This window comes from Pseudomonas sp. MPDS, from assembly GCF_013283895.1.
GTDB classification, from domain to species: domain Bacteria; phylum Pseudomonadota; class Gammaproteobacteria; order Pseudomonadales; family Pseudomonadaceae; genus Aquipseudomonas; species Aquipseudomonas rhizophila.
In genome coordinates, this window is sequence record NZ_CP054128.1 from 1,305,710 (window position 1) to 1,329,531 (window position 23,822).

Sequence of the window (23,822 nt, forward strand, 5' to 3'; positions counted from 1 at the left end):
AGGGCGTCGAGATTCTTATGGATAAACTGATTATTACCGGCGGCGTTCGTCTTGATGGCGAAATCCGCATCTCCGGGGCAAAGAACTCCGCCCTGCCGATCCTGGCCGCGACGTTGCTGTGCGATGGCCCGGTGACCGTGGCGAACCTGCCGCACCTGCACGACATCACCACCATGATCGAGCTGTTCGGTCGCATGGGCATTGAACCGGTGATCGACGAAAAGCTCAGCGTCGAGATCGACCCCCGCACCATCAAGACCCTGATCGCCCCGTACGAACTGGTGAAGACCATGCGTGCGTCGATTCTGGTACTGGGACCGATGGTCGCCCGTTTTGGTGAAGCCGAAGTTGCCTTGCCGGGTGGTTGCGCCATCGGCTCGCGTCCGGTGGACCTGCATATCCGCGGCCTGGAAGCCATGGGTGCGGTGATCGACGTCGAGGGTGGCTACATCAAGGCCAAGGCGCCTGAAGGCGGCCTGCGCGGCGCTCACTTCTTCTTCGATACCGTCAGTGTGACCGGTACCGAGAACATCATGATGGCGGCCGCACTGGCCAAGGGCCGCAGCGTGCTGCAAAACGCCGCTCGCGAGCCTGAAGTGGTCGACCTGGCGAACTTCCTGATCGCCATGGGCGCCAAGATCAGCGGCGCCGGCACCGATACCATCACCATCGATGGTGTTGAGCGCCTGCATTCGGCCACTTACAAAGTGATGCCGGACCGGATCGAAACCGGCACCTATCTGGTGGCTGCTGCTGTCACCGGTGGCCGCGTCAAGGTCAAGGACACCGATCCGACCATTCTTGAAGCCGTCCTGGAGAAACTCAAGGAAGCCGGTGCCGAAGTCACCTGCGGCGAAGACTGGATCGAAGTGAACATGCACGGCAAGCGGCCTAAAGCCGTCAACGTGCGGACCGCCCCGTACCCGGCGTTCCCGACCGACATGCAGGCGCAGTTCATCTCCCTCAACGCCATTGCCGAAGGCACCGGTGCGGTGATCGAGACGATCTTCGAAAACCGTTTCATGCACGTCTACGAACTGCACCGCATGGGCGCCAAGATCCAGGTCGAAGGCAACACCGCCATCGTGACCGGTACCGAGAAACTCAAGGGCGCGCCAGTGATGGCCACCGACCTGCGGGCTTCGGCCAGTCTGGTGATTTCGGCCCTGGTTGCCGAAGGCGACACCCTGATCGACCGTATCTACCACATCGACCGTGGTTACGAGTGCATCGAAGAGAAACTGCAGATGCTCGGCGCCAAGATCCGTCGCGTACCGGGCTAGGTCCGGCTGCATGGGCGCAGGGACGCGCCTGTTGATTTCGTTTCAGGTCGAGGGTGGTAACACCCTCGATGTGTGTCCGGCGCCGCTTGCGACCGGGCATGAGTACCTTGATAAGGACTGACGTTTCCCATGTTGACCATTGCACTGTCCAAGGGCCGCATCCTTGATGACACCTTGCCGCTTCTGGCTGAAGCGGGCATCGTGCCGACCGAGAATCCGGACAAGAGCCGCAAGCTGATCATTCCTACGACTCAAGCCGATGTGCGCTTGCTGATCGTGCGCGCCACCGATGTTCCGACTTACGTTGAACATGGTGCCGCCGACCTGGGCGTTGCCGGTAAGGACGTGCTGATGGAGTACGGCGGCCAGGGCCTGTACGAGCCCCTGGACCTGCGGATCGCCCGCTGCAAGCTGATGACCGCCGGCAAAGTCGGTGCGCCAGAGCCCAAGGGCCGTTTGCGGGTGGCGACCAAGTTCGTCAACATTGCCAAGCGTTATTACGCCGAGCAGGGCCGTCAGGTCGATATCATCAAGTTGTACGGTTCGATGGAGCTGGCGCCGCTGATCGGCCTGGCGGACAAGATCATCGATGTGGTCGACACCGGCAACACCCTGCGGGCCAATGGCCTGGAGCCCCAGGATTTCATTGCCGACATCACCTCCCGGCTGATCGTCAACAAGGCTTCGATGAAAATGCAGCACGCCCGTATCCAGGCTCTGATCGATACCCTGCGCAAGGCAGTGGAATCGCGACACCGCGGCTGATTCACCTGCGCGACCTTGAGTCGCGCCCGTCTATCCGTGTCATAGCCAATTTTCTCAGGTGCCCACGCGAATGGACTGGTAGCTTAGGGCGCCTGAGCATTTGCCATTAATGAGGCCCTCGCTATGACCGCTCCCACTTCGATTCGCCGACTCAACGCTGCCGACCCGGATTTCGCACATCATCTGGATCATCTGCTGAGCTGGGAAAGTGTGTCTGACGACTCGGTCAATCAGCGGGTGCTGGACATCATCAAGGCTGTGCGCGAGCGTGGCGATGCAGCTTTGGTGGAATTCACCCAAAAATTCGATGGCCTGCAAGTGGCATCCATGGCTGATCTGATCCTGCCGCGCGAGCGCCTGGAACTGGCCCTGACCCGGATCACGGTGCCGCAGCGCGAAGCCCTGGAAAAAGCCGCATCGCGGGTGCGCGACTATCACGAGAGGCAGAAACAGGACTCCTGGAGCTACACCGAAGCCGACGGCACGGTGCTGGGCCAGAAGGTCACGCCGCTGGACCGCGCCGGCCTGTACGTGCCGGGTGGCAAGGCATCGTATCCGTCCTCGGTGCTGATGAACGCGATTCCGGCCAAGGTTGCCGGCGTGACCGAAGTGGTCATGGTGGTGCCGACCCCGCGCGGCGAAATCAATGAACTGGTGCTGGCCGCTGCCTGCATCGCCGGGGTGGACCGGGTGTTCACCATTGGTGGCGCCCAGGCCGTGGCTGCGCTGGCCTATGGCACCGAGAGCGTGCCGCGGGTCGACAAGGTGGTGGGGCCTGGCAACATCTATGTCGCCACCGCCAAACGCCACGTGTTTGGCCAGGTCGGCATCGACATGATCGCCGGGCCTTCGGAAATTCTCGTGGTGTGCGACGGCCAGACCGACCCGGACTGGATCGCCATGGACCTGTTTTCCCAGGCCGAGCACGACGAAGACGCCCAGGCGATCCTGGTCAGCCCGGACGCCGAGTTCCTCGACAAAGTGGCTGCCAGCATCGACAAGCTGCTGCCGACCATGGACCGCGCCGAGATCATCAACACCTCGATCAACGGCCGTGGCGCGCTGATCAAGGTCGAGAACATGGAACAGGCCATCGAGGTCGCCAACCGCATCGCGCCGGAGCACCTGGAGTTGTCGGTCGCTGACCCGCAGGCCTGGCTGCCGCAGATCCGCCACGCCGGTGCGATCTTCATGGGCCGCCACACCAGCGAAGCCCTGGGTGACTATTGCGCAGGTCCCAACCACGTCTTGCCGACTTCCGGTACGGCGCGTTTCTCGTCGCCGCTGGGGGTGTATGACTTCCAGAAACGTTCGTCGATCATCTTCTGCTCCGAGCAAGGTGCGTCCGAACTGGGCAAGACCGCTTCGGTGCTGGCCCGTGGCGAGTCGCTGAGCGCCCACGCCCGCAGTGCCGAATACCGCATCCTTGATGAGCGCTCCATTGAAGGGCAGGGGAAACTGAAATGAGTAAATTCTGGAGCCCGTTCGTCAAGAACCTGGTGCCTTACGTGCCGGGCGAACAGCCGAAGCTGACCCGCCTGGTCAAGCTCAACACCAACGAGAACCCCTACGGCCCGTCGCCCAAGGCCCTGGCGGCGATGCAAACCGAGCTGAACGACAACCTGCGCCTGTACCCGGATCCCAACAGCGACCTGCTGAAAAATGCCGTGGCCCGCTATTACGGCGTGCAGAGCAACCAGGTGTTCCTGGGTAACGGTTCGGACGAAGTGCTGGCGCACATTTTCCACGGGCTGCTGCAGCACGATCAGCCGCTGTTGTTCCCGGACATCAGTTACAGCTTTTATCCGGTGTATTGCGGGCTGTACGGCATCCAGTTCGACGCAGTGCCGCTGGACGCGCAGTTCCAGATCGACCCGGCGGACTATGCCAAACCAAACGGCGGGATCATCTTCCCCAATCCGAACGCTCCCACCGGCTGCCTGCTGGCCCTGGAAGCGGTCGAGCAGATCCTCAAGGCCAGCCCGGACTCGGTGGTGGTGGTTGATGAAGCCTATATCGACTTCGGCGGCGAGACCGCCATCAGTCTGGTGGACCGCTATCCGAACCTGCTGGTGACCCAGACCCTGTCCAAGTCCCGCTCATTGGCAGGATTGCGGGTGGGCCTGGCGGTGGGCCATCCGGACCTGATCGAAGCGCTGGAGCGGATCAAGAACAGCTTCAACTCCTACCCCCTGGATCGCCTGGCGAATGTCGGGGGCGCGGCGGCGTTCGACGATCGGGAGTATTTCGAGCAGACCTGCCGGTTGGTCATCGAGCACCGTGAATGGGTGGTGGCGCAGTTGCAGGCCAAGGGCTTTGACGTGTTGCCTTCGGCGGCCAACTTCATCTTCGCCCGTCACCCCCGGCACGATGCGGCAGGGCTGGCGGCGAAATTGCGCGAACAAGGCGTGATCGTGCGGCACTTCAAGCAGGAGCGGATTGCCCAGTTCCTACGAATCAGCATCGGCACGCCGGAGCAGAACCAGGCGCTGATCGAAGCCCTGGGTGAACTCTAAAGTTAGGAAGGGGGCTGATGGCCTTATCGCGAGCAGGCTCGCTCCCACAGTAGAGTCGTTGCGAATACAAATTTTGTAACCAGCAGAGGCACCCTGTGGGAGCGAGCCTGCTCGCGATGGCGTAGTGTCAGTCAACATCCATCTGGCTGATCCACCGCCATCGCGAGCAGACTCGCTCCCACAGTTGTTGGGCCTTACTCGTGATGCTCTTCACCCAGGAAGGTCAGCGAGGTGAACACCCCGCGCGTGGCCACGTCCTTGTTGTCCTTGAGCGCAATTTCCATCTGCGCGGCGATCACATTCAACCCTTCGTTACGCACCAGCACCTTGGCCCGGCCTTCGGCGTCGGTTTCTGCTGATACGGTGTCCGGTGCGCTGCGGTAATCACCCACCAGCTTCACCCCGGCGGCCGGTTTCCCGTCCAGCAGCACCCGTACCGGCAGTGACTGGCCCGGGCCTACGGTCAGCGGGTCGACTTCCGGCAGGATCAGGAACTTGACCTGATCAAGTTTCGGCAACTTCGCTCCCGGCTCGTAGATCGCCAGGCTGTACTTGAAGGTGTGGGTCGATTCAATCGCCCCGGGCACCTTCGTGCGGCCTTCGTTGATCCATTTCTTGTCAGCGGTCTGGGACCACATGCCATTGTCCAGTTCCACGGCCATCACGGCCGGTGGCTTGAGGGGTTGCAAGCGAGCATGGTCGGGCAAGCGTTCGACGGTGACCGGGATCATCTTGCCGCCCAGGTCATAGGCCCACGCACCGCTGATTTTCTGCGCCTTGAAGGCATTGTCCTCGGCGCCGTGGCCGTAGATCACTTCGATGTTGCCGCGCCGTTGTTCGGTCCACAGGCCATGGGCCGAGGCTTGTGTGGCCAGGAACAGGCTGAGAAGGGCGAAGGTCTTGGGGTATTTCATTGATTTTCCTTTTTACAGATCAAGGGTGAGGCTGACGGTAAAGTTGCGTGGCTCGCCGGGGTTGACCCAGTAGTTGCTGTACGAGCGCTCGTAGTATTTTTCGTCGAAGACGTTGTTCAGGTTCAGGCCCACGGTGACGTTGTCGCTGGCTTTGTAATGGGCCAGCAGATCCACGGTGTGGTAGGCCGGCAGTTCGAAGTCCTTGCCGGCTTCGCCGGAGCGATCTCCGACGTATGTGAATGCCGCACCCACGTCGGAGCCGCGCAGGTGGCCGTCCTGGAATTCGTAGACGCCGAGCAGGCTGCCGCTGTGCTTGGCGACGCCAAGAATCCGGCTGCCAGTGGGAATGGTTTCGTCACCCTTGGTCACTTCGGCATCGATGTAGGCGAAGGCGCCGATCACCCGGATGGCGTCAGTTACCTGCCCGGTGACCTGCAGATCGAGTCCCTGGCTGCGGGCCTTGCCCATGGCGCGGTTGGAGTCTGTGGCCGGGTCCCGCGCCAGGACGTTTTCCTTTTCGATATGGAACGCCGCCAGGGTGGTGCTCAGGCGATCATCGAACAGCTCGCTCTTGATCCCCACTTCATAGCCAACGCCTTCCTCCGGATCGAAGGTATTGCCCCCGGCATCCAGGCCATTGTTGGGCTTGAACGAGGTGGAGGCGTTGGCGAACAGTCCGACCTCGGGTGTCAGTTGGTACAGCAGGCCGGCCCGTTGCGTGAAGGTGTCATGACGCTGGCGGCTGGTGAGCTGCGTGGTGTGGTCGTCAATGCTCTGCTCGAAATGCTCATAACGCACGCCGAGCATGCCCCGCAGTTTGTCGGTGAAGACGATCTGGTCCTGAAGATTCAGCGCACGGCTTTTCACACGCTCGAAAAAATCGGTGCCGGTACGTTGACCATCAGGTTTCGGCTGGCCATAGACCGGTTGATAGATGTCGATGGGGTAAGTGCCACCGTTGATCGTGGTCACGCGCTCGTTCTTGCGATAGTCCTCGTATTCGGTGCCGATCAGCAATTCGTGCTGCCAGGGCCCGAGGTCAAACAGCCCGCGTAATTCAAGTTGGGTAATGCTGTCGTGCCAATTGTTGTCGCGCTCGCGGTAGCGGCGGTTCACCGTACGACCGTCGGCGTTCAGCGGCCGCGCTTCGGAGGCGAATCCCCAGAGTTCGCCCTGTTTGTAATGGCTGGCCAGGCGCAGTTGCCAGGCGTCGTTGAGCTGATGTTCGAGGGCCGCCTGGAGCATGTTGTTGTGGTTGTCGATGTCGCCGTCGTTGGGTTCGCCCAAAAAGGTCGAGCGGGAAACACCGCTCCAACGGTTGTTCGGCGCCACGATGCCGCGATCGAACGTTGAGCTGTGACGCACGATTTCACTTTCCACCAGCAGGCGCGTATCGGGGCTCAGTTGCCAACTGAGGGAGGGGGCGACGAAGACGCGCTTGCTCTGGACGTGATCGCGAAAGCTGTGATTGTCCTCGATCGCCAAGTTGACCCGCGACAGCAGATTGCCCTCAGCGTCCAGTGGTGTGTTGACGTCCAGCGCGGTGCGGTAGCGATCCCAACTGCCGGCGCTGGTTTGCAGGGTGGTGAAGGCTTCGGGCTGGGGCTTCTTGGTGACGATGTTCACCGTACCGCCGGGGTCGCCGCGCCCGTACAGGCTGGCCGCCGGTCCTTTAAGCACCTCGATGCGTTCAATGTTGGCCGCATCCGGCGTACTCGGATAACCGCGGTTGGCGCTGAAGCCGTCCTTGTAGAACTCCGAAGTGGTAAAGCCACGCACGCTGTATTCGTAGAGTGTCAGGCCGCCGAAGTTGTTTTGCTTTGACACGCCGCCGGCATATTCCAGGGCCCGTTCGACGTTGGTGCTGCCCAGATCATTGAGGACGCTGGCGGGGATCACACTGATCGATTGCGGGATGTCCCGCAGGGCGGTGTCGGTTTTGGTGGCGCTGGCGGAGCGAGTGGCGCGATAGCCCGTCACCGGCCCGGTAGGGGATTCGTAGTCGGCAGAGACGTTGATGGCGTCCAGTTCCATCGGCTGGATTTCCTCGGCGATCACCGGGTCACCCAGCAGACCCAAGGCCAGGCTGGCGAGGGAAATCCGTTTTAGAGATGACATGTTATCTTGTTCCAATTTTTAGTATTGAAACAATATAACACTACTAATGAGAATTTATGCTATTCCTGGCCGACTAAAATAACCGCGGCGAACACGGTTTTTTGTGGCGAGGGAGCAAGCTCCCTCACCACAAGGGACTCTTGGCCAGCAAGGCCGTTGCTATCGCGCAGTTACTCTTCTTCCTTCACCACCACCGGTGCCGGCGGTGGGCGCAAACCGATTTCTGCGGTGAGCTTGAGCTCCTTGCCGTTGCGCATCACCTGGATGGCGACCTTGTCGGTGGGTTTGATCCGCGCCACCTGGTTCATCGAGCGACGGCCGTCACCGGCGGGTTCGCCGTCGATGCTCAGGATCACGTCGCCCAGTTGCAGGCCGGCCTTCTGGGCCGGGCCATCGCGGAAAATGCCTGCTACCACGATCCCGGGACGCCCGGACAGACCGAAGGACTCCGCCAGCTCCTGGGACAGCGGCTGCACTTCAATACCCAGCCAGCCGCGAATCACCTGGCCGTGTTCGATGATGGACTTCATCACTTCCATGGCCAGCTTCACCGGAATCGCAAAACCGATGCCCTGGCTGCCGCCGGACTTGGAGAAGATCGCCGTGTTGATCCCGGTCAGATTGCCGTTGGCATCCACCAGCGCGCCGCCGGAGTTCCCGGGGTTGATCGCGGCATCGGTCTGGATGAAGTCTTCGTAATTGTTCAGGCCCAACTGATTGCGCCCAGTGGCGCTGATGATGCCCATGGTCACGGTCTGGCCGACGCCGAAGGGGTTGCCGATGGCCAGGGTGACATCGCCGATGCGGATGCTGTCCGAACGCCCAATGGTGATGGCCGGCAGGTTCTTCAGGTCGATCTTCAGCACCGCGAGGTCGGTTTCCGGGTCGCTGCCGATCACCCGGGCCAGGGTTTCGCGACCATCCTTGAGCGCCACCACAATCTGGTCGGCGCCGCTGGTGACGTGGTTGTTGGTCAGGATATAACCTTCAGGGCTCATGATCACGCCCGAACCCAGGCTCGACTCCATGCGTTTCTGCTTGGGTGAGTTGTCGCCGAAGAAGCGCCGGAACTGCGGGTCTTCGAACAGGGGATGGCTGGATTTGTTGACGACCTTGGTGGTGTACAGGTTGACCACGGCCGGTGCCGCGATCGTCACGGCATCGGCGTAGGACACCGGCCCTTGTTGCAGTGCCTTGGTCTGTGGCGCCTGCTGCAGGTTGACGTCGAGGCTCGGTAGGCCGACCCACTCCGGATAACGCTGGATAATCAGTAGAGCGACAAGCACGCCGGCCAACAGAGGCCAGCCGGAAAAACGCAGCGCCTTGAGCATTAAGCACGTCCTACAAAGGTTGCAGGCGGTGTGAGACCGCCCATAATGTCGCGCATTATACGAGGCCGCGCGCGCCTCTGAACGGGATATTTAGGAGTCTTTTCATGGCCGTAGCCCTGAACACCCTGGTAGAAGAAGCGGATCGTTACCTGGCCGCCGCCAGGATTGCCGATTACTGCCCCAACGGTTTGCAGGTCGAAGGCGCCCCTCAGGTGACGCGCATTGTCAGCGGTGTCACCGCCAGCCAGGCATTGCTCGATGCTGCAGTGGAGGCTGACGCTGATCTGGTGCTGGTGCATCACGGGTATTTCTGGAAAGGCGAAAATCCGTGCGTCACCGGCATGAAGCAACGTCGCCTCAAAACCTTGCTCAAGCACGATATCAGTCTGCTGGCCTACCACTTGCCGCTGGATCTGCATGCCGAGGTGGGCAATAACGTGCAATTGGCTCGCCAGTTGGACATTACCGTCGAAGGGCCGCTGGACCCGGACAACCCCAAGGTCGTCGGCCTGGTGGGCTCCTTGTCCGAACCGATGACGCCTCGGGACTTCGCCCGTAAAGTGCAGGAAGTCATGGGCCGCGAACCTTTGTTGATCGAAGGCGAGCAGATGATCCGCCGGGTCGGCTGGTGCACGGGCGGAGGCCAGGGCTACATCGATCAGGCCGTGCTGGCCGGGGTTGATCTGTTTCTCAGTGGCGAGGCATCCGAGCAGACCTTTCACAGCGCCCGGGAAAACGGCATCAGCTTCATCGCCGCCGGGCACCATGCGACCGAGCGCTATGGTGTGCAGGCATTGGGCGATTACCTGGCGCGGCGCTTTGCTTTGGAGCATATCTTCATAGATTGCCCGAATCCCATTTGATCACGTGTAATCCCCTGTGGGAGCGAGCTTGCTCGCGATAGCGGAGGGTCAGTCAACTTCAATGCCGACTGATACACTGCTATCGCGAGCAAGCTCGCTCCCACAAAAGGCTGTTGCAACGCCCGAACCGGCAGGCATATCCATATGCTGTTTCGATCTAGTTGGCGCCCTGATTAGAAGAGGTCGCTGTGCTAGGATTCCCCGCTCGAACACGGCCCGCTGGCCGTTCATAAGAAAGTTTTCGTGAGTAGCCATGGTCGACAAACTGACGCATCTGAAACAGCTGGAGGCGGAAAGCATCCACATCATCCGCGAGGTGGCCGCCGAGTTCGATAACCCGGTGATGCTGTACTCCATCGGTAAAGACTCCGCCGTGATGCTGCACCTGGCACGCAAGGCGTTCTTCCCCGGCAAGCTGCCGTTTCCGGTGATGCATGTCGACACCCGCTGGAAATTCCAGGAAATGTACAAGTTCCGCGACCGCATGGTTGAAGAGCTGGGCCTGGACCTGATCACTCACGTGAACCCGGACGGCGTGGCGCAAGGCATCAACCCGTTTACTCACGGCAGCGCCAAGCACACCGACATCATGAAGACCGAAGGCCTGAAACAGGCTTTGGACAAGTATGGTTTCGACGCCGCTTTTGGTGGTGCCCGCCGCGATGAAGAGAAGTCCCGCGCCAAGGAGCGCGTGTACTCGTTCCGCGACAGCAAGCATCGCTGGGATCCGAAGAACCAGCGCCCCGAGCTGTGGAACGTCTACAACGGCAAGGTCAACAAAGGCGAGTCGATCCGCGTATTCCCGCTGTCGAACTGGACCGAGCTGGACATCTGGCAGTACATCTACCTCGAAGGTATCCCGATCGTGCCGCTGTACTTCGCCGCCGAGCGCGAAGTGATCGAGAAGAACGGCACGCTGATCATGATCGACGACGAGCGCATCCTCGAGCACCTGTCCGATGAAGACAAAGCCCGTATCGTCAAAAAGAAAGTGCGTTTCCGCACCCTTGGCTGCTACCCGTTGACGGGCGCGGTGGAGTCCGAGGCCGAAAGCCTGACGGACATCATTCAGGAAATGCTCCTGACGCGAACTTCCGAGCGCCAGGGCCGGGTCATCGACCACGATGGCGCAGGCTCGATGGAAGATAAGAAACGTCAGGGTTATTTCTAAGGGGTTGTCATGTCGCACCAATCTGATTTGATCAGCGAGGACATCCTCGCTTACCTGGGCCAGCACGAGCGCAAAGAGCTGCTGCGTTTTTTGACCTGCGGTAACGTCGACGACGGCAAGAGCACCCTGATCGGGCGCCTGCTGCACGACTCCAAGATGATCTACGAAGATCATCTGGAAGCCATTACCCGCGATTCGAAGAAAGTCGGCACCACCGGTGACGACATCGACCTGGCGTTGCTGGTCGATGGCTTGCAGGCCGAGCGCGAGCAAGGCATCACCATCGATGTCGCGTACCGCTATTTCTCCACGGCCAAGCGCAAATTCATCATCGCCGACACCCCGGGCCATGAGCAGTACACCCGCAACATGGCCACCGGTGCCTCCACCTGTGACCTGGCGATCATTCTGGTGGATGCCCGCTACGGCGTGCAGACCCAGACCCGTCGCCACAGCTTTATCGCCTCGTTGCTGGGCATCAAGCATATCGTCGTGGCCATCAACAAGATGGACCTCAAGGACTTCGACCAGGGCGTATTCGAGTCGATCAAGGCCGACTATCTGAAGTTCGCCGAAGGCTTGAAGATGAAGCCCACCAGCATGCACTTCGTGCCGATGTCGGCCCTCAAGGGCGACAACGTGGTGAACAAGTCCGAGCGCTCGCCGTGGTACACCGGCCAGTCGCTGATGGAAATCCTCGAGACCGTGGAAGTGGCGGGTGACCGCAACTTCACCGACCTACGTTTCCCGGTACAGTACGTCAACCGTCCGAACCTGAACTTCCGCGGTTTCGCCGGCACCCTGGCCAGCGGCATCGTGCACAAGGGCGACGAAGTGGTGGTGCTGCCTTCGGGCAAGAGCAGCCGCGTGAAGTCCATCGTCACTTTCGAAGGCGAGCTGGAACACGCCGGCCCTGGCCAGGCAGTGACGCTGACCATGGAAGATGAGATCGACATCTCCCGTGGCGACCTGCTGGTGCATGCCGACAGCGTGCCGCCGGTCACCGACAGCTTCGAAGCGATGTTGGTGTGGATGGCCGAAGAGCCGATGCTGCCGGGCAAGAAATACGACATCAAGCGCGCCACCAGTTATGTGCCGGGCTCGATTGCCAGCATCGTCAACAAGGTCGACGTGAACACCTTGGAAGAGGGACCGGCCAGCGCGTTGCAGCTCAACGAAATCGGCAAGGTGAAGATCGCCCTGGATGCGCCGATCGCCCTGGACGGTTACGAGAGCAACCGCACCACCGGCGCGTTCATCGTCATCGATCGCCTGACCAATGGCACTGTCGGCGCCGGCATGATCGTCGCCCAGCCGCTGGCTCACGGCAGCAGCACGCACCACGGCAAACTGGCTCATGTGTCGGTGGAAGAGCGCGCCCAACGCTTCGGCCAGCAACCGGCCACGGTGCTGTTCAGCGGCCTGTCGGGTGCTGGCAAAAGCACGCTGGCCTATGCGGTGGAACGCAAGCTGTTCGACATGGGTCGTGCGGTCTTCGTGCTCGATGGCCAGAACCTGCGTCATGACTTGAACAAGGGCTTGCCACAGGACCGTGCCGGACGTACCGAGAACTGGCGTCGTGCGGCCCACGTTGCCCGTCAGTTCAACGAAGCCGGGCTGCTGACCCTCGCCGCGTTCGTCGCGCCGAATGCAGAAGGGCGCGAGCAGGCCAAAGACCTGATCGGCAAGGAACGTCTGCTGACGGTCTATGTCCAGGCCTCGCCAATCGTCTGCGCCCAGCGTGATCCGCAAGGTTTGTACGCTGCTGCCGGCGACAACATCCCCGGTGAGTCCTTCCCGTATGACGTGCCGCTGGACGCCGATCTGGTGATCGACACCCAGTCGCTGTCGTTGGAAGAGAGCGTCAAGCAAGTGCTGGATCTGCTGCGCAAGCGTGGGGCGATCTAGGGAAGCCGCTGCAAGCTTCTAGCTTCAAGCGACAAGAAAAAGCCCGCAGATGAGCGATCATCTGCGGGCTTTTTCATTTCAAGGAACAACTCGGTCAACTGTGGGAGCGAGCCTGCTCGCGATAGCGGTGGGTCAGTCTCCATTTATCCAAGCTGAGACACCGCAATCGCGAGCAGGCTCGCTCCCACAAGGGATTCAATGGCGGTCTGGATACTCCCGATGCATCTGTTCCAGCAACGCATCCTTGTCCTGCCACAACTGATTGATCCAGCCCTGGAACTCCAGGCGATAGGCGCCGTCCTGGTCGTAGTTCCTGCCGATGAACTGCGGCGGAATCTTCAGTTCCTGGAAATGCACCACCACTTCGTCAACTTTTCCGCAGAGCAAATCCCAGTACCCCGGTCGGCCGCCGGGATAGTGGATGGTCACGTTGATGATCGACTCCAGCTGTTCGCCCATGGCATCGAGCACAAACGCAATCCCACCGGCCTTGGGTTTGAGCAGGTAGCGAAAGGGTGACTGTTGCTGGGCATGCTTGCCTTCGGTGAAGCGTGTGCCTTCGACGAAGTTGAAGATGCCCACGGGGTTGTTGCGAAATTTCGCGCAGGTCTTGCGGGTGGTTTCCAGGTCCTTGCCTTTCTTTTCCGGGTACTTCTCCAGGTAAGCCTTGGAGTAGCGCTTCATGAACGGGAACCCCAGGGCCCACCAAGCCAGGCCGATCACCGGTACCCAGATCAGTTCCTGCTTGAGAAAGAACTTCAATGGGCGAATGCGCCGGTTCAGCACGTACTGCAACACCATGATGTCGACCCAACTCTGGTGGTTGCTGGTGATCAGGTACGAGTGCTGGTAGTCCAGGCCTTCCAGGCCGCTGAGGTGCCAGCGGGTGCGGCGCAGCAAGTTCATCCAGGCCTTGTTGTTGCTGATCCAGGCTTCATGAATGTGGCCCATCAGCCAGTCGGTGAAACGCTGGGCGGCGGGGAAGGGCAGCAACAGCTTGAAGATTGCCACGATGAACAGCGGGGTGCAGCAGGCGATGGTGTTCAACGCCAACAGCAGCGAGGCAATGACGCCGCGCACAGGAGCAGGCAGGAAATCCAGCATTTAAATATCCATGGGTCGGTTGGCGGCCTGGATCGCGGTCAGGGCGATGGTGTACACGATGTCGTCGACCTGAGCGCCGCGGGGCAAGTCGTTTACGGGCTTGCGCAGGCCTTGCAGCATTGGCCCGAGGCTGACGCAATCGGCGCTGCGTTGCACGGCCTTGTGGGTGGTGTTGCCGGTGTTCAGGTCCGGGAAGATGAACACCGTCGCCCGGCCGGCCACCTGGCTATTGGGCGCCAGTTGTCGGGCCACGGTTTCGTTGGCGGCGGCGTCGTATTGCAGCGGCCCGTCGATCAGCAAGCCGTGTTGCGCCTCGTGGGCCAGCAGGGTGGCTTCGCGGACTTTCTCCACCTCTTCACCGCTGGCCGACTCGCCGCTGGAATAGCTGAGCATTGCCACCCGTGGCGTGATGCCGAACGCGGCAGCCGAGTCGGCGCTTTGCAGGGCAATCTCCGCCAGCTCCGCGGCGCTGGGATGCGGGTTCATCACGCAGTCGCCATAGACCAGCACTTCTTCGGGGAACAGCATGAAAAACACCGAAGACACCAGCGAACATCCCGGGGCGGTCTTGATCAGTTGCAAGGCCGGGCGGATGGTGTTGGCGGTGGAGTGGATAACACCGGATACCAGCCCGTCGACTTCATCGAGCGCCAGCATCATGGTGCCGATCACCACGGTGTCTTCCAGTTGCTGTTCGGCCATCGGCGCGTTCAGGCTTTTGCTCTTGCGCAGCCGCACCATCGGTTCGACGTAACGCTCACGAATCGAATCCGGGTCGAGGATCTCCAGCCCCGGCGGCAGTTCGATGCCCTGGGCTCGAGCCACTGCCTCGACGTCCGCCGGTTTGGCCAGTAGCACGCAGCGAGCGATGCCTCGGGCCTGGCAAATGGCGGCGGCCTGGACTGTCAGCGGTTCACTGCCCTCAGGCAGCACAATGCGTTTGTCGGCGGCCTGGGCGCGCTGGATCAATTGGTAGCGGAACACGGCCGGCGACAAGCGCATTTCCCGTGGCGTACCGCAACGCTGATGCAGCCATTTGGCATCCAGGTGGCTGGCGACAAAATCGGTGATGATCTCCGCACGTTCGCGGTCGTCGATCGGAATTTCCTTGTTCAAGCCATTGAGCAGGTTGGCGGTGTCGTAAGACCCGGTACTGACCGACAGCACCGGAAGCCCCGCCTGTAAGGCGCCTCGACACAGGTCCATGATGCGCGGGTCGGGCAGGGTGTCGCTGGTCAGCAGCAGGCCGGCCAACGGTACGCCGTTGAGCGCTGCCAGGCTCACGGCCAGGATGATGTCGTCGCGATCACCCGGGGTCACCACCAGCACGCCGGGCTTGAGCAGCTCCACGGTGTTGCGCATGGTGCGGGCGCAAATAATGATGTTGCTCATGCGCCGGGTTTCGTAATCGCCGGCATTGAGCACCTGCGCGCCCATCAGGTCGGCCACGTCACGGGTGCGTGGGGCGTTGAGTTCGGGGCGGAACGGGATGCAACCCAGCAGGCGGAAATCGCCGCTGCGCAACAGCGGCGAGTGCTCCTTGAGCCGCGCGGAGAAGGCCTCCATGCTTTCCTCGGTATGGACTTTGTTCAGGATCACGCCGAGGACTTTCGGGTCTTTGGGCCCGCCGAACAACTGCGCCTGCAGCTCGACGCGACCGGAAAGCTCGGTCAGCACTTCGTTCTCCGGCGCCGACACCAGGATGACCTCGGCGTCCAGGCTCTTGGCCAGGTGCAGGTTGACCCGCGCGGCATAGCTGGCGTTGCGGGTCGGGACCATGCCCTCGACGACCAGCACGTCCTTGCCGATGGCAGCCTGCTGGTAGAGGGTGATGATTTCTTCCAGCAACTCATCGAGCTGGCCGTCGCCGAGCATGCGTTCGACGTGCGCCAGGCCCAGTGGCTGCGGCGGCTTGAGGCCGTGGGTGCGGGCCACCAGTTCGGTGGAGCGTTCCGGTCCGGTATCGCCGGGATGGGGCTGGGCGATAGGTTTGAAAAAACCGACTTTCAGCCCGGCCCGTTCGAGTGTGCGCACCAGCCCGAGGCTGATGGAGGTCAGACCCACACCAAAATCGGTGGGCGCGATAAAAAAAGTTTGCATGCGGATTCTCTAAAGGTGCATGGCAAAGGCGAGGCTATAACTGCCGTCTACCGTCAATTCAGGCGCCAAGGTTATCGCTAACCGGGGCCTGTGCGCACCAGCCGCAGTCAAAGGACTGGCCTATTTTTTCAATACGTTGCGCCGGGTCCAGCACCCAGGCCCGGGACTGCCACGGCGGCAGGTGGCGCAGATGCTGGGTGTGGCCACAGGACAGCTCGGCCACCCAGTGCCCGTCCTCATCCTGATGAAAACCGGTGACCGTCGGTCTGTTCGAACAAGCCCGTTTGTCCGGGTTCCGTTCGCTTTCGGGCAAATCCTTGTTTAGACTTGTCCGTTCTTCATTCTTATGCAAAAGGTCTCGCCCCATGCTGATCGCCGCCAATAAGGCTGTCTCCATCGACTATACCCTGACCAACGACGCTGGTGAGGTCATCGACAGCTCTGCCGGCGGCGCTCCGCTGGTCTACCTGCATGGCGCAGGCAACATCATCCAGGGTCTGGAAAAAGCCCTGGAAGGTAAAACTTCCGGTGACGAGCTGAACGTTACCGTTGAGCCGGAAGATGCTTATGGCGAATACTCCGCCGAGCTGGTCAGCACCCTGAGCCGCAGCATGTTCGAGGGCGTGGATGAGCTGGAAGTAGGCATGCAGTTCCACGCTTCGGCCCCCGATGGCCAGATGCAGATCGTCACCATCCGCGACCTGGAAGGCGATGACGTCACCGTTGACGGCAACCACCCGTTGGCCGGTCAGCGCTTGAACTTCCAGGTCAAGATCGTCGACATTCGTGATGCCAGCCAGGAAGAAATCGCCCATGGTCACGTCCATGGCGAAGGTGGTCATCACCACTGATTTGTGCGCTACGCTCAAGTGAACTGGAAAGGCGCCTTACGGCGCCTTTTTAGTCTGTTGCTGTTAGCATCGTCCATGGCTGTTCGAAAAGATCCGCAAACCTGGAGTTCGTCATGAGTGCTTTCCACGACCTTAAACTTAAAGCCCTGGATGGTCAGGAACTTGATCTGGCGCCGTTCAAGGGGCAAGTCGTGCTGGTGGTCAACGTCGCCTCCAAATGTGGCCTGACACCTCAGTACGCTGCGTTGGAAAACCTCTATCAGCAATACAAGGCCAAGGGGTTCTGTGTGCTGGGCCTGCCTTGCAACCAGTTCGCCGGACAAGAGCCGGGGACGGAACAGGAAATCCAGGATTTCTGCAGCCTCAATTATGGTGTGACGTTCCCGTTGTCCAGCAAACTGGAAGTGAACGGGCACGACCGTCATCAGTTGTACCGTCTGCTGGCAGGCGAGGGGGCCGAGTTTCCGGGGGACATCACCTGGAACTTCGAGAAGTTCCTGCTGGGCAAGGACGGTCGGGTGCTGGCGCGTTTCTCACCGCGCACGGCGCCGGATGATCCGGCCGTGATCCAGGCTATCGAAAAAGCCTTGAGCTGAACCTCTGGAGCAACCATCACCCTGTTGTGTGCGGGCACACTCCTCTCGGCTTCCTTTTGATCCACAATCATTCAAATCAATAGTGCTACCCATTGCTTTCCACGGTCCATATTATCGCTGTCATATTCGACCTGCGACCCTGTTTCCGTGGAGTGTCCCATGCCTGTAAAAGCCTTGTTCAAACCCTTCCATCTCGGTGCGCTGGAGCTGCCGACCCGGGTCGTGATGGCGCCGATGACTCGCTCCTTTTCCCCAGGCGGCGTGCCGAACGCCAAGGTCGTGGAATATTACCGCCGTCGCGCGGCGGCCGGCGTCGGTCTGATCATTACCGAAGGCACGACCGTCGGGCATAAGGCCTCCAACGGTTATCCGAACGTGCCGCATTTTTACGGCGAGGCCGCGCTGGCCGGCTGGAAACAAGTGGTTGATGCCGTGCATGCCGAAGGCGGCAAGATCGTTCCGCAGCTCTGGCACGTAGGTAACGTGCGGCGCTTGGGGACCGAGCCGGACGCGAGCGTGCCGGGCTATGGTCCTTCGGAAAAACTCAAGGACGGCCAGGTCGTGGTTCACGGCATGACCCAGGCGGATATCGACGAAGTCATCGCAGCGTTCGCCCAGGCGGCGAAAGACGCCCAGAGCATCGGCATGGACGGCGTGGAGATCCACGGCGCCCATGGTTACCTGGTGGACCAGTTCTTCTGGGAGGGCAGCAACCAGCGCACCGACGGTTATGGTGGAAGTCTGGCCAACCGATCGCGCTTCGCCATCGAACTGATCCGCGCCGTGCGTGCTGCGGTAGGTGAAGGGTTCCCGATCATCTTCCGTTTCTCCCAATGGAAGCAGCAGGACTACACCGCGCGCCTGGTGCAAACGCCAGAGGCCTTGGGCGAATTCCTCAAGCCTTTGGCAGAGGCCGGTGTGGATATTTTCCATTGCTCGACACGTCGCTTCTGGGAGCCTGAATTCGAAGGCTCCGAGCTGAATCTGGCGGGCTGGACCCGCAAGCTGACCGGCAAGCCAACCATCACCGTCGGCAGCGTTGGCCTGGATGGCGAGTTCCTGCAGTTTATGGTCAACACCGACAAAGTCGCGCAGCCGGCCAGCCTGGAGAAACTGCTGGAGCGCCTGAACAATGATGAGTTCGACCTGGTGGCGGTGGGGCGAGCCCTGCTGGTAGACCCGGATTGGGCGCAAAAAGTGCGTGAAGGCCGGGAGCAGGAGATCTTGCCGTTCAGCCGTGAGGCGTTGATGACACTGGTTTAAGCGGCGCCTGCCATCGCGAGCAGGCTCGCTCCCACACCGGATTTGGGTTGTTCACCGAACGTGTGATCAACACAACACCCTGTGGGAGCGAGCCTGCTCGCGATGGCGGCCCCAGCATCACTGAAAAAATCAGCGCACCGTCGGCGCAGCTGGCATCACCTGTTCACCGACACAAACCCCGCGCAACTGCGTCTCGAACTGCTCGATCACCGATGGCCAGCCCTGGCGACTGGCATGCTGGCGCGCATTGAGCCGCACACAACGCAAGGTTTCACGCTCTTCCAGCAGCCACCGGGCCGCGTCGCAGAACGCCTCTTCATCCCCCGGCATGGCCAGCACGCCGTTGTGACCGTGACGGATGTGTTGCGCCGCCGCGGCCTGATCATAGGCCACCACACCCAACCCGGACGCCAGCGCCTCCAGCACGACATTGCCGAAGGTTTCGGTCAGGCTCGGAAAGACGAATACATCCCCGGACGCATAGTGGCAGGCCAGCGATTCGCCACGCTGGGCCCCACAAAAGATCGCGTCGGGCAGTTCCTGTTGCAGCGCGGCCCGTTGTGGACCGTCGCCTACTACCACCAGTTTCAGCCGCCGCTCCGGGAAAGCGCTGCACAGTGTGTTGAAACTGCGTTTGAGCAGACCCAGGTTCTTCTCCGACGCCAGACGCCCGACGTGGATCAGCGCAATATCGTCATCGCCCAAGCCCCAGGCCTCACGCAGGGTTGTCGAGCGTTTGATCGGATGGAACAGTTGGCTGTCCACACCGCGGGACAACAGCGCCACGCGCTCGAAATGCCGGCGTTCCAGCTCCATGCGCTGGCTGAGGCTCGGCACCAGGGTCAGGCTGGAGCTGTTGTGGAACCAGCGCAGGTAATGGGTGAGGACACGACTCAACAACCCGAGGCCATACTGCTGGGTGTATTGCTGGAAATTGGTGTGGAAGCCACTGACCACCGAGATGCCCAGGCGCCGGGCCGCCCGCAATGCCGATAAACCCAGCGGCCCTTCCGTGGCGATATACAGCACGTCCGGGCGATGACGTTTCCAGCGCCGCAGCAGCTTGTGCATCGAAGCCTGGCCCCACTGCAAGCCCGGATACCCCGGTAGCGGCCAGCCTCGGCACAGCAACAACTGCTCGTCGCTGGCCTGGCGTTGGTCGCCAGCCTGACGGGGCCGTATCAATTCCACCTGATGCCCGCGAGCGCGCAAGCCGTCGCACAGGCGGCCCAGGGTATTGGCCACGCCATTGATTTCCGGCGGGAAGGTTTCGGTGATGAGGGTGATATGCAGGTGTGTGCTCATGACCCCAGTGTCGACCGGGGCCATTTCGCCATTGTGACGCTTGAATGATGGATTTGTGACGGGTCAGCCTTGGCGGGCCAACGCGGTCTCGGCGCCTTGCTCGCGCACCCAGAACAAGGTCGCGCCGGCTACCGCTGCCGGCATCATCAGGATGTTGACCACCGGGATCAGCAGCACCAGGTACACGCTGCCGCCAAAACCCAGGCTCTGCCAGCGTTTTTCCCGCAGCCAGGCGAGCATTTCGTTCCAGCCCAGCTTGTGGTTGTCCGCCGGGTAGTCGATGTACTGGATCGCCATCATCCACACCCCGAACAGCAGCCATAACGGCGCGGCGACGATATTGATCACCGGAATGAAGGACAGCACCAGCAGGCCCAGGGCGCGGGGCAGAAAGTAGCCGAGCTTGCGTGCCTCCCGGGCCAAGGTGCGAGGGATCATGGCGATCAACTCGCCCCAGCTGAAGGCCGGGAAGTCGTCGGTGCCACGGATCACCACTTCGACTTTCTCCGCGAGAAAACCGTTGAACGGCGCGGCGATGACATTGGCGAGCATGGTGAAGGTGAAAAACACCATCAGCACCACAAGCACCACGAACAGCGGCCACAGGACATAGTTGAGAAAGCTCAGCCAATCCGGTAACGACGGCATCAGCGTGTCGACCCAAAGGCTGAACTGATGGCCGGCCAGGTAGATCAATCCGACGAACAGCACCAGGTTGATCACCAATGGCAACAGCACAAACAAGCGCAGACCCGGGCTTAAGACCAGTTTGAGTCCTTCTCGCAAATATTGCGGGCCGGACAGGACGGGGGCGGGCATAAGAGGCTCCGAGCGAAGATGAACGCGCCGACCATACCGGCTTTGCCGGGCTCGGGAAAGCATCGACATGGCGTGTAACAACGTTTGCCGAGTTTATTGAACTGACTGATCTGGATAGAGCTCACCTATGAGCTGGATTGTTAAACCGTATTTCCTTAATCTTCGCTCCCTCGATACGCTGCACCCATTCTTTTCAGGACTGTCGAACCCAAGCCTTCCCCAAGTGCGTCAACAGTCCCTTTTATTCGCGCCGCTCACCCGGCGTTCCGGCCCGCAAGGGCCGGTCAACAGGAGCAGGTCATGTCTGAAGTGCGTCATTCGCGAGTGATTATTCTCGGTTCCGGCCCTGCCGGTTACAGCGCTGCGGTGTATGCCGCCCGTGCCAACCTCAAGCCGTTGCTGATTACCGGCATGCAAGCCGGCGGTCAATTGACTACCACCACCGAAGTCGACAACTGGCCGGGCGACGTCCACGGTCTGACCGGCCCGGTGTTGATGGAGCGTATGAAAGAGCACGCCGAGCGCTTCGAGACCGAGATCGTTTTCGACCACATCAATGCCGTGGATTTCGCCGCCAAGCCGTACACCCTGACCGGTGACAGCGCGACCTACACCTGTGATGCCCTGATCATTGCAACCGGCGCCAGCGCTCGTTACCTGGGCCTGCCATCGGAAGAAGCCTTCATGGGCAAAGGCGTTTCCGCCTGCGCCACTTGCGACGGCTTCTTCTACCGCAACAAGCCAGTGGCTGTGGTGGGTGGCGGTAACACCGCCGTCGAGGAAGCCCTGTACCTGGCCAACATCGCCAGCACGGTCACCCTGATCCACCGTCGCGAAACCTTCCGCGCCGAGAAGATCCTGATCGATAAGCTCAATGCTCGTGTGGCTGAAGGCAAGATCATCCTCAAGCTCAACGCCACCCTGGATGAAGTGCTGGGCGACAACATGGGCGTGACCGGTGCCCGGCTGAAGAACAACGACGGCAGCTTTGACGAGATCAAAGTCGACGGTGTGTTCATCGCCATCGGCCACACTCCGAACACCTCGTTGTTCGAAGGCCAGCTGGAACTCAAGGACGGCTACCTGGTGGTCAAGGGCGGCCGCGACGGCAACGCCACCGCCACCAGCGTCGAAGGTATCTTCGCGGCCGGCGACGTGGCGGACCACGTCTACCGTCAGGCGATTACCTCGGCGGGTGCCGGTTGCATGGCAGCCCTGGACACCGAGCGTTACCTGGATGGTCTGCAGAACGCTTCGTTCTGATTCAACAGGTACAAAAAAACCGGCTTCGGCCGGTTTTTTTATGCGCGGGATTTTTCTGTTCAGTGGACAAGATGTTTTGTTCACCACAACCCCCTGTGGGAGCGAGCCTGCTCGCGATGGCGCCGGGTCAGCTTGCATCAGTGTTGGATGTGCCACCGAATCGCGAGCAGGCTCGCTCCCACAGGTTTTTGTGTGGTCAGGGGAATCTGTATTTCAAGACAGCTTCGCCAAGCACGTCTCCAGAATATCCAACCCTTCCTCCAACACCGCCGCCTCGGTCGTCAACGGCGCCAGCAGCCGAATGATGTGCCGCGATTTACCGCTGGGCATCAGCAGCAAACCAGACTCCCGCGCCAAGGCCAGCAATTGCGTCAATTGTGCCGAAGCCGGGCTGCCGTCGGCATGGGCCAGTTCGATGCCGCGCATTGCCCCGACGCCAGTCAGGCGGCCCAGGTAAGGGGACAGCCCGCGACTGCGCCATGACGCGTAGCGGCTGACTATCGCCTCTTCCTGTTGCGTGCCCCAGGCTTGCAGGTTTGCGTCGGTCATTTCCTCCAGGGTTGCCAATGCGGCGGCGCAGGCGATGGGATTGCCTGAGTAAGTGCCGCCCAAGCCACCTTTGGGCAGATTGTCCAGCAGCGCCTTGCGCCCCACCACGGCGCCCAGGGGGACGCCGCCGGCAATGCTTTTACCCAGCAGGATCAGGTCCGGCTCGATGCCCAGTCGCGAGAACGCAAAGCGCTGGCCGGTGCGACCGAAGCCGGACTGGATTTCATCGATGATCAGCACGATGCCTTTCTCGTTGCAGAACTGTCGGAGGGCCTGGGCAAAGGCAATATCCATCGGCAGGAAACCGGCTTCGCCCTGCACCGGTTCGACGATGAAACACGCCACGTCATTCACGTCGATTTCGACGCTGAACAACCGCTCCATGGCCTTCAACGCTTCTTCGCAGGTGACGCCGTTGTCCTTGCTGGGGTAGGGCAGGTGATAGACCGGTCCGGGCAGTACGCCGACTTTCTGTTTGTAGGGCGCGACCTTGCCGTTGAGATTGAGAGTGGCCAGGGTTCTGCCGTGGAAGCCGCCATCAAAGGCGATGACGGCCGTGCGCCCCGTGGCACCGCGCACGATCTTCAAGGCGTTTTCCGCGGCTTCGGCGCCGCTGTTGGTGAGCATGCCGCTGACCGGGTAATCCACCGGGATAAATGCTGCCAGACGCTCCATCAATTCGATGTAGGGTGCGTGCGGGGCGGCGTTGAAGGCGTAGTGCGTCAGCCGGGTTGCCTGTTCGCGGATGGCTTCGACGACACGGGGATGGCAGTGGCCAAGGTTCAACACGCCGATGCCGCCCACGAAATCGATGTAGCGTTTGCCGTCGGTGTCCCAGACCTCGGCATTTTTGCCGTGGCTGAGGCTGACAGGGTGCACGGTGGAAATCGATTGGCTGATGGTTTCACTGCTCATGGATGACGGCTCGGGGGAAGGAGAGATTCCCTTTATCTAAGCCGCGAGCAGAGGTGGCCGGCAAACGAAATAAAGTTGCCGGGTCAATCTTAAAAGTCGGGATGTGAGATCAGTGAGTCTGGCGAGAACTGTTTCTGTGGCGAGGGAGCTTGCTCCCGCTGGACTGCGCAGCAGTCCCAAATCAGCAC

20 protein-coding genes are annotated in these 23,822 nt (G+C 61.0%); 11 read left to right on the plus strand and 9 right to left on the minus strand.

All coding sequences use genetic code 11. The features are described from left to right. The first annotated feature begins 17 nt into the window (after positions 1–17). The 4 genes from murA (at position 18) to hisC (ending at position 4,564) form a co-directional block, all read left to right on the plus strand. Positions 18–1,283 carry a UDP-N-acetylglucosamine 1-carboxyvinyltransferase gene (murA, locus tag HQ912_RS05655; RefSeq protein ID WP_018614024.1) on the plus strand — a complete coding sequence of 422 codons (1,266 nt, stop codon included), beginning with the start codon at positions 18–20 and terminating at the stop codon, positions 1,281–1,283. A gap of 129 nt (positions 1,284–1,412) precedes the next feature. Next, entirely contained in the window at positions 1,413–2,048 is a 636-nt protein-coding gene (gene hisG, locus HQ912_RS05660; RefSeq protein ID WP_047228656.1) for an ATP phosphoribosyltransferase, read from the plus strand. Positions 2,049–2,171: 123 nt separating this feature from the next. Further along, positions 2,172–3,515 carry a histidinol dehydrogenase gene (hisD, locus tag HQ912_RS05665; protein ID WP_047228655.1) on the plus strand — a complete coding sequence of 448 codons (1,344 nt, stop codon included), beginning with the start codon at positions 2,172–2,174 and terminating at the stop codon, positions 3,513–3,515. After that, positions 3,512–4,564, plus strand: coding sequence for a histidinol-phosphate transaminase (hisC, locus tag HQ912_RS05670; RefSeq protein WP_047228654.1), 1,053 nt, complete (start codon positions 3,512–3,514; stop codon positions 4,562–4,564). Before hisD ends, hisC begins: the two co-directional genes overlap by 4 nt. A 194-nt stretch (positions 4,565–4,758) precedes the next feature. Here the strand turns inward: hisC and HQ912_RS05675 are convergent, their stop codons facing one another. The 3 genes from HQ912_RS05675 to algW all read right to left on the minus strand — a co-directional run bounded on the left by HQ912_RS05675 (position 4,759) and on the right by algW (position 8,927). Next, the gene (locus HQ912_RS05675) at positions 4,759–5,478 is read right to left on the minus strand and encodes a DUF4198 domain-containing protein (protein WP_047228653.1); all 720 of its coding nucleotides are present in this window, start codon (positions 5,476–5,478) and stop codon (positions 4,759–4,761) included. 12 nt (positions 5,479–5,490) lie between these two features. Next, a complete protein-coding gene (locus HQ912_RS05680) occupies positions 5,491–7,596 on the minus strand; it encodes a TonB-dependent siderophore receptor (RefSeq protein WP_173406565.1) in 2,106 nt (701 codons plus the stop codon). Positions 7,597–7,766: 170 nt separating this feature from the next. Then, complete coding sequence (gene algW, locus HQ912_RS05685) at positions 7,767–8,927, minus strand: Do family serine endopeptidase AlgW (protein WP_047228651.1); 1,161 nt, start codon at positions 8,925–8,927, stop codon at positions 7,767–7,769. A gap of 104 nt (positions 8,928–9,031) precedes the next feature. On the opposite strand from algW, the gene HQ912_RS05690 reads away from it, so the two are divergent. From HQ912_RS05690 to cysN, 3 genes are all read left to right on the plus strand, one after another. Beyond that, complete coding sequence (locus HQ912_RS05690; RefSeq protein ID WP_047228650.1) at positions 9,032–9,790, plus strand: Nif3-like dinuclear metal center hexameric protein; 759 nt, start codon at positions 9,032–9,034, stop codon at positions 9,788–9,790. A gap of 253 nt (positions 9,791–10,043) precedes the next feature. Next, positions 10,044–10,961 carry a sulfate adenylyltransferase subunit CysD gene (gene cysD / locus HQ912_RS05695; protein ID WP_003178041.1) on the plus strand — a complete coding sequence of 306 codons (918 nt, stop codon included), beginning with the start codon at positions 10,044–10,046 and terminating at the stop codon, positions 10,959–10,961. Between the two features lie 9 nt (positions 10,962–10,970). Beyond that, positions 10,971–12,869 (plus strand): sulfate adenylyltransferase subunit CysN, encoded by a 1,899-nt coding sequence (cysN, locus tag HQ912_RS05700; protein ID WP_173406566.1) that lies wholly within the window; start codon positions 10,971–10,973, stop codon positions 12,867–12,869. 195 nt (positions 12,870–13,064) lie between these two features. Here the strand turns inward: cysN and HQ912_RS05705 are convergent, their stop codons facing one another. The 3 genes from HQ912_RS05705 to HQ912_RS05715 are packed head-to-tail and all read right to left on the minus strand — an operon-like array spanning position 13,065 to position 16,470. After that, complete coding sequence (locus tag HQ912_RS05705) at positions 13,065–13,973, minus strand: acyltransferase (protein WP_047228648.1); 909 nt, start codon at positions 13,971–13,973, stop codon at positions 13,065–13,067. Next, positions 13,974–16,073 carry a phosphate acetyltransferase gene (gene pta, locus HQ912_RS05710; RefSeq protein WP_047228647.1) on the minus strand — a complete coding sequence of 700 codons (2,100 nt, stop codon included), beginning with the start codon at positions 16,071–16,073 and terminating at the stop codon, positions 13,974–13,976. 58 nt (positions 16,074–16,131) lie between these two features. After that, positions 16,132–16,470 (minus strand): DUF3565 domain-containing protein, encoded by a 339-nt coding sequence (locus HQ912_RS05715; protein WP_076383569.1) that lies wholly within the window; start codon positions 16,468–16,470, stop codon positions 16,132–16,134. On the opposite strand from HQ912_RS05715, the gene HQ912_RS05720 reads away from it, so the two are divergent. The 3 genes from HQ912_RS05720 (at position 16,439) to HQ912_RS05730 (ending at position 18,783) form a co-directional block, all read left to right on the plus strand. Further along, the gene (locus HQ912_RS05720; RefSeq protein WP_047228645.1) at positions 16,439–16,924 is read left to right on the plus strand and encodes a peptidylprolyl isomerase; all 486 of its coding nucleotides are present in this window, start codon (positions 16,439–16,441) and stop codon (positions 16,922–16,924) included. The two genes, HQ912_RS05715 and HQ912_RS05720, sit on opposite strands and share 32 nt — an antisense overlap. Before the next feature lie 113 nt (positions 16,925–17,037). Then, the gene (locus HQ912_RS05725; RefSeq protein WP_047228644.1) at positions 17,038–17,520 is read left to right on the plus strand and encodes a glutathione peroxidase; all 483 of its coding nucleotides are present in this window, start codon (positions 17,038–17,040) and stop codon (positions 17,518–17,520) included. Positions 17,521–17,679: 159 nt separating this feature from the next. Further along, positions 17,680–18,783 carry an NADH:flavin oxidoreductase gene (locus HQ912_RS05730; RefSeq protein ID WP_047228643.1) on the plus strand — a complete coding sequence of 368 codons (1,104 nt, stop codon included), beginning with the start codon at positions 17,680–17,682 and terminating at the stop codon, positions 18,781–18,783. A gap of 129 nt (positions 18,784–18,912) precedes the next feature. Here HQ912_RS05730 and HQ912_RS05735 read toward each other — a convergent pair whose 3' ends face one another. Further along, the gene (locus tag HQ912_RS05735; protein WP_173406567.1) at positions 18,913–20,112 is read right to left on the minus strand and encodes a glycosyltransferase family 4 protein; all 1,200 of its coding nucleotides are present in this window, start codon (positions 20,110–20,112) and stop codon (positions 18,913–18,915) included. 39 nt (positions 20,113–20,151) lie between these two features. Next, positions 20,152–20,907, minus strand: coding sequence for a sulfate transporter CysZ (cysZ, locus tag HQ912_RS05740; protein WP_047228641.1), 756 nt, complete (start codon positions 20,905–20,907; stop codon positions 20,152–20,154). A 300-nt stretch (positions 20,908–21,207) separates the two neighbouring features. Here cysZ and trxB point away from each other — a divergent pair, with 300 nt between their 5' ends. Continuing rightward, positions 21,208–22,170, plus strand: a complete 963-nt coding sequence (trxB, locus tag HQ912_RS05745; RefSeq protein WP_047228640.1) for a thioredoxin-disulfide reductase — start codon at positions 21,208–21,210, stop codon at positions 22,168–22,170. A gap of 213 nt (positions 22,171–22,383) precedes the next feature. On the opposite strand, the gene HQ912_RS05750 is transcribed toward trxB, so the two are convergent. Next, the gene (locus tag HQ912_RS05750) at positions 22,384–23,634 is read right to left on the minus strand and encodes an aspartate aminotransferase family protein (protein WP_047228639.1); all 1,251 of its coding nucleotides are present in this window, start codon (positions 23,632–23,634) and stop codon (positions 22,384–22,386) included. Positions 23,635–23,822: the final 188 nt, after the last annotated feature.

What these genes read in the sequence shown, in the direction of transcription:
- HQ912_RS05730 (WP_047228643.1), top strand. Translation starts at nt 17,680, where the DNA reads ATGCCTGTAAAAGCCTTGTTCAAACCCTTCCATCTCGGTGCGCTGGAG.
- trxB (WP_047228640.1), top strand. Translation starts at nt 21,208, where the DNA reads ATGTCTGAAGTGCGTCATTCGCGAGTGATTATTCTCGGTTCCGGCCCT.
- HQ912_RS05735 (WP_173406567.1), bottom strand. Translation starts at nt 20,112, where the DNA reads ATGGCCCCGGTCGACACTGGGGTCATGAGCACACACCTGCATATCACC.
- hisC (WP_047228654.1), top strand. Translation starts at nt 3,512, where the DNA reads ATGAGTAAATTCTGGAGCCCGTTCGTCAAGAACCTGGTGCCTTACGTG.
- HQ912_RS05715 (WP_076383569.1), bottom strand. Translation starts at nt 16,470, where the DNA reads ATGGAGACAGCCTTATTGGCGGCGATCAGCATGGGGCGAGACCTTTTG.
- HQ912_RS05725 (WP_047228644.1), top strand. Translation starts at nt 17,038, where the DNA reads ATGAGTGCTTTCCACGACCTTAAACTTAAAGCCCTGGATGGTCAGGAA.
- hisG (WP_047228656.1), top strand. Translation starts at nt 1,413, where the DNA reads ATGTTGACCATTGCACTGTCCAAGGGCCGCATCCTTGATGACACCTTG.
- hisD (WP_047228655.1), top strand. Translation starts at nt 2,172, where the DNA reads ATGACCGCTCCCACTTCGATTCGCCGACTCAACGCTGCCGACCCGGAT.
- cysZ (WP_047228641.1), bottom strand. Translation starts at nt 20,907, where the DNA reads ATGCCCGCCCCCGTCCTGTCCGGCCCGCAATATTTGCGAGAAGGACTC.
- HQ912_RS05750 (WP_047228639.1), bottom strand. Translation starts at nt 23,634, where the DNA reads ATGAGCAGTGAAACCATCAGCCAATCGATTTCCACCGTGCACCCTGTC.
- HQ912_RS05680 (WP_173406565.1), bottom strand. Translation starts at nt 7,596, where the DNA reads ATGTCATCTCTAAAACGGATTTCCCTCGCCAGCCTGGCCTTGGGTCTG.
- pta (WP_047228647.1), bottom strand. Translation starts at nt 16,073, where the DNA reads ATGCAAACTTTTTTTATCGCGCCCACCGATTTTGGTGTGGGTCTGACC.
- algW (WP_047228651.1), bottom strand. Translation starts at nt 8,927, where the DNA reads ATGCTCAAGGCGCTGCGTTTTTCCGGCTGGCCTCTGTTGGCCGGCGTG.
- HQ912_RS05690 (WP_047228650.1), top strand. Translation starts at nt 9,032, where the DNA reads ATGGCCGTAGCCCTGAACACCCTGGTAGAAGAAGCGGATCGTTACCTG.
- HQ912_RS05675 (WP_047228653.1), bottom strand. Translation starts at nt 5,478, where the DNA reads ATGAAATACCCCAAGACCTTCGCCCTTCTCAGCCTGTTCCTGGCCACA.
- HQ912_RS05720 (WP_047228645.1), top strand. Translation starts at nt 16,439, where the DNA reads ATGCTGATCGCCGCCAATAAGGCTGTCTCCATCGACTATACCCTGACC.
- HQ912_RS05705 (WP_047228648.1), bottom strand. Translation starts at nt 13,973, where the DNA reads ATGCTGGATTTCCTGCCTGCTCCTGTGCGCGGCGTCATTGCCTCGCTG.
- murA (WP_018614024.1), top strand. Translation starts at nt 18, where the DNA reads ATGGATAAACTGATTATTACCGGCGGCGTTCGTCTTGATGGCGAAATC.
- cysN (WP_173406566.1), top strand. Translation starts at nt 10,971, where the DNA reads ATGTCGCACCAATCTGATTTGATCAGCGAGGACATCCTCGCTTACCTG.
- cysD (WP_003178041.1), top strand. Translation starts at nt 10,044, where the DNA reads ATGGTCGACAAACTGACGCATCTGAAACAGCTGGAGGCGGAAAGCATC.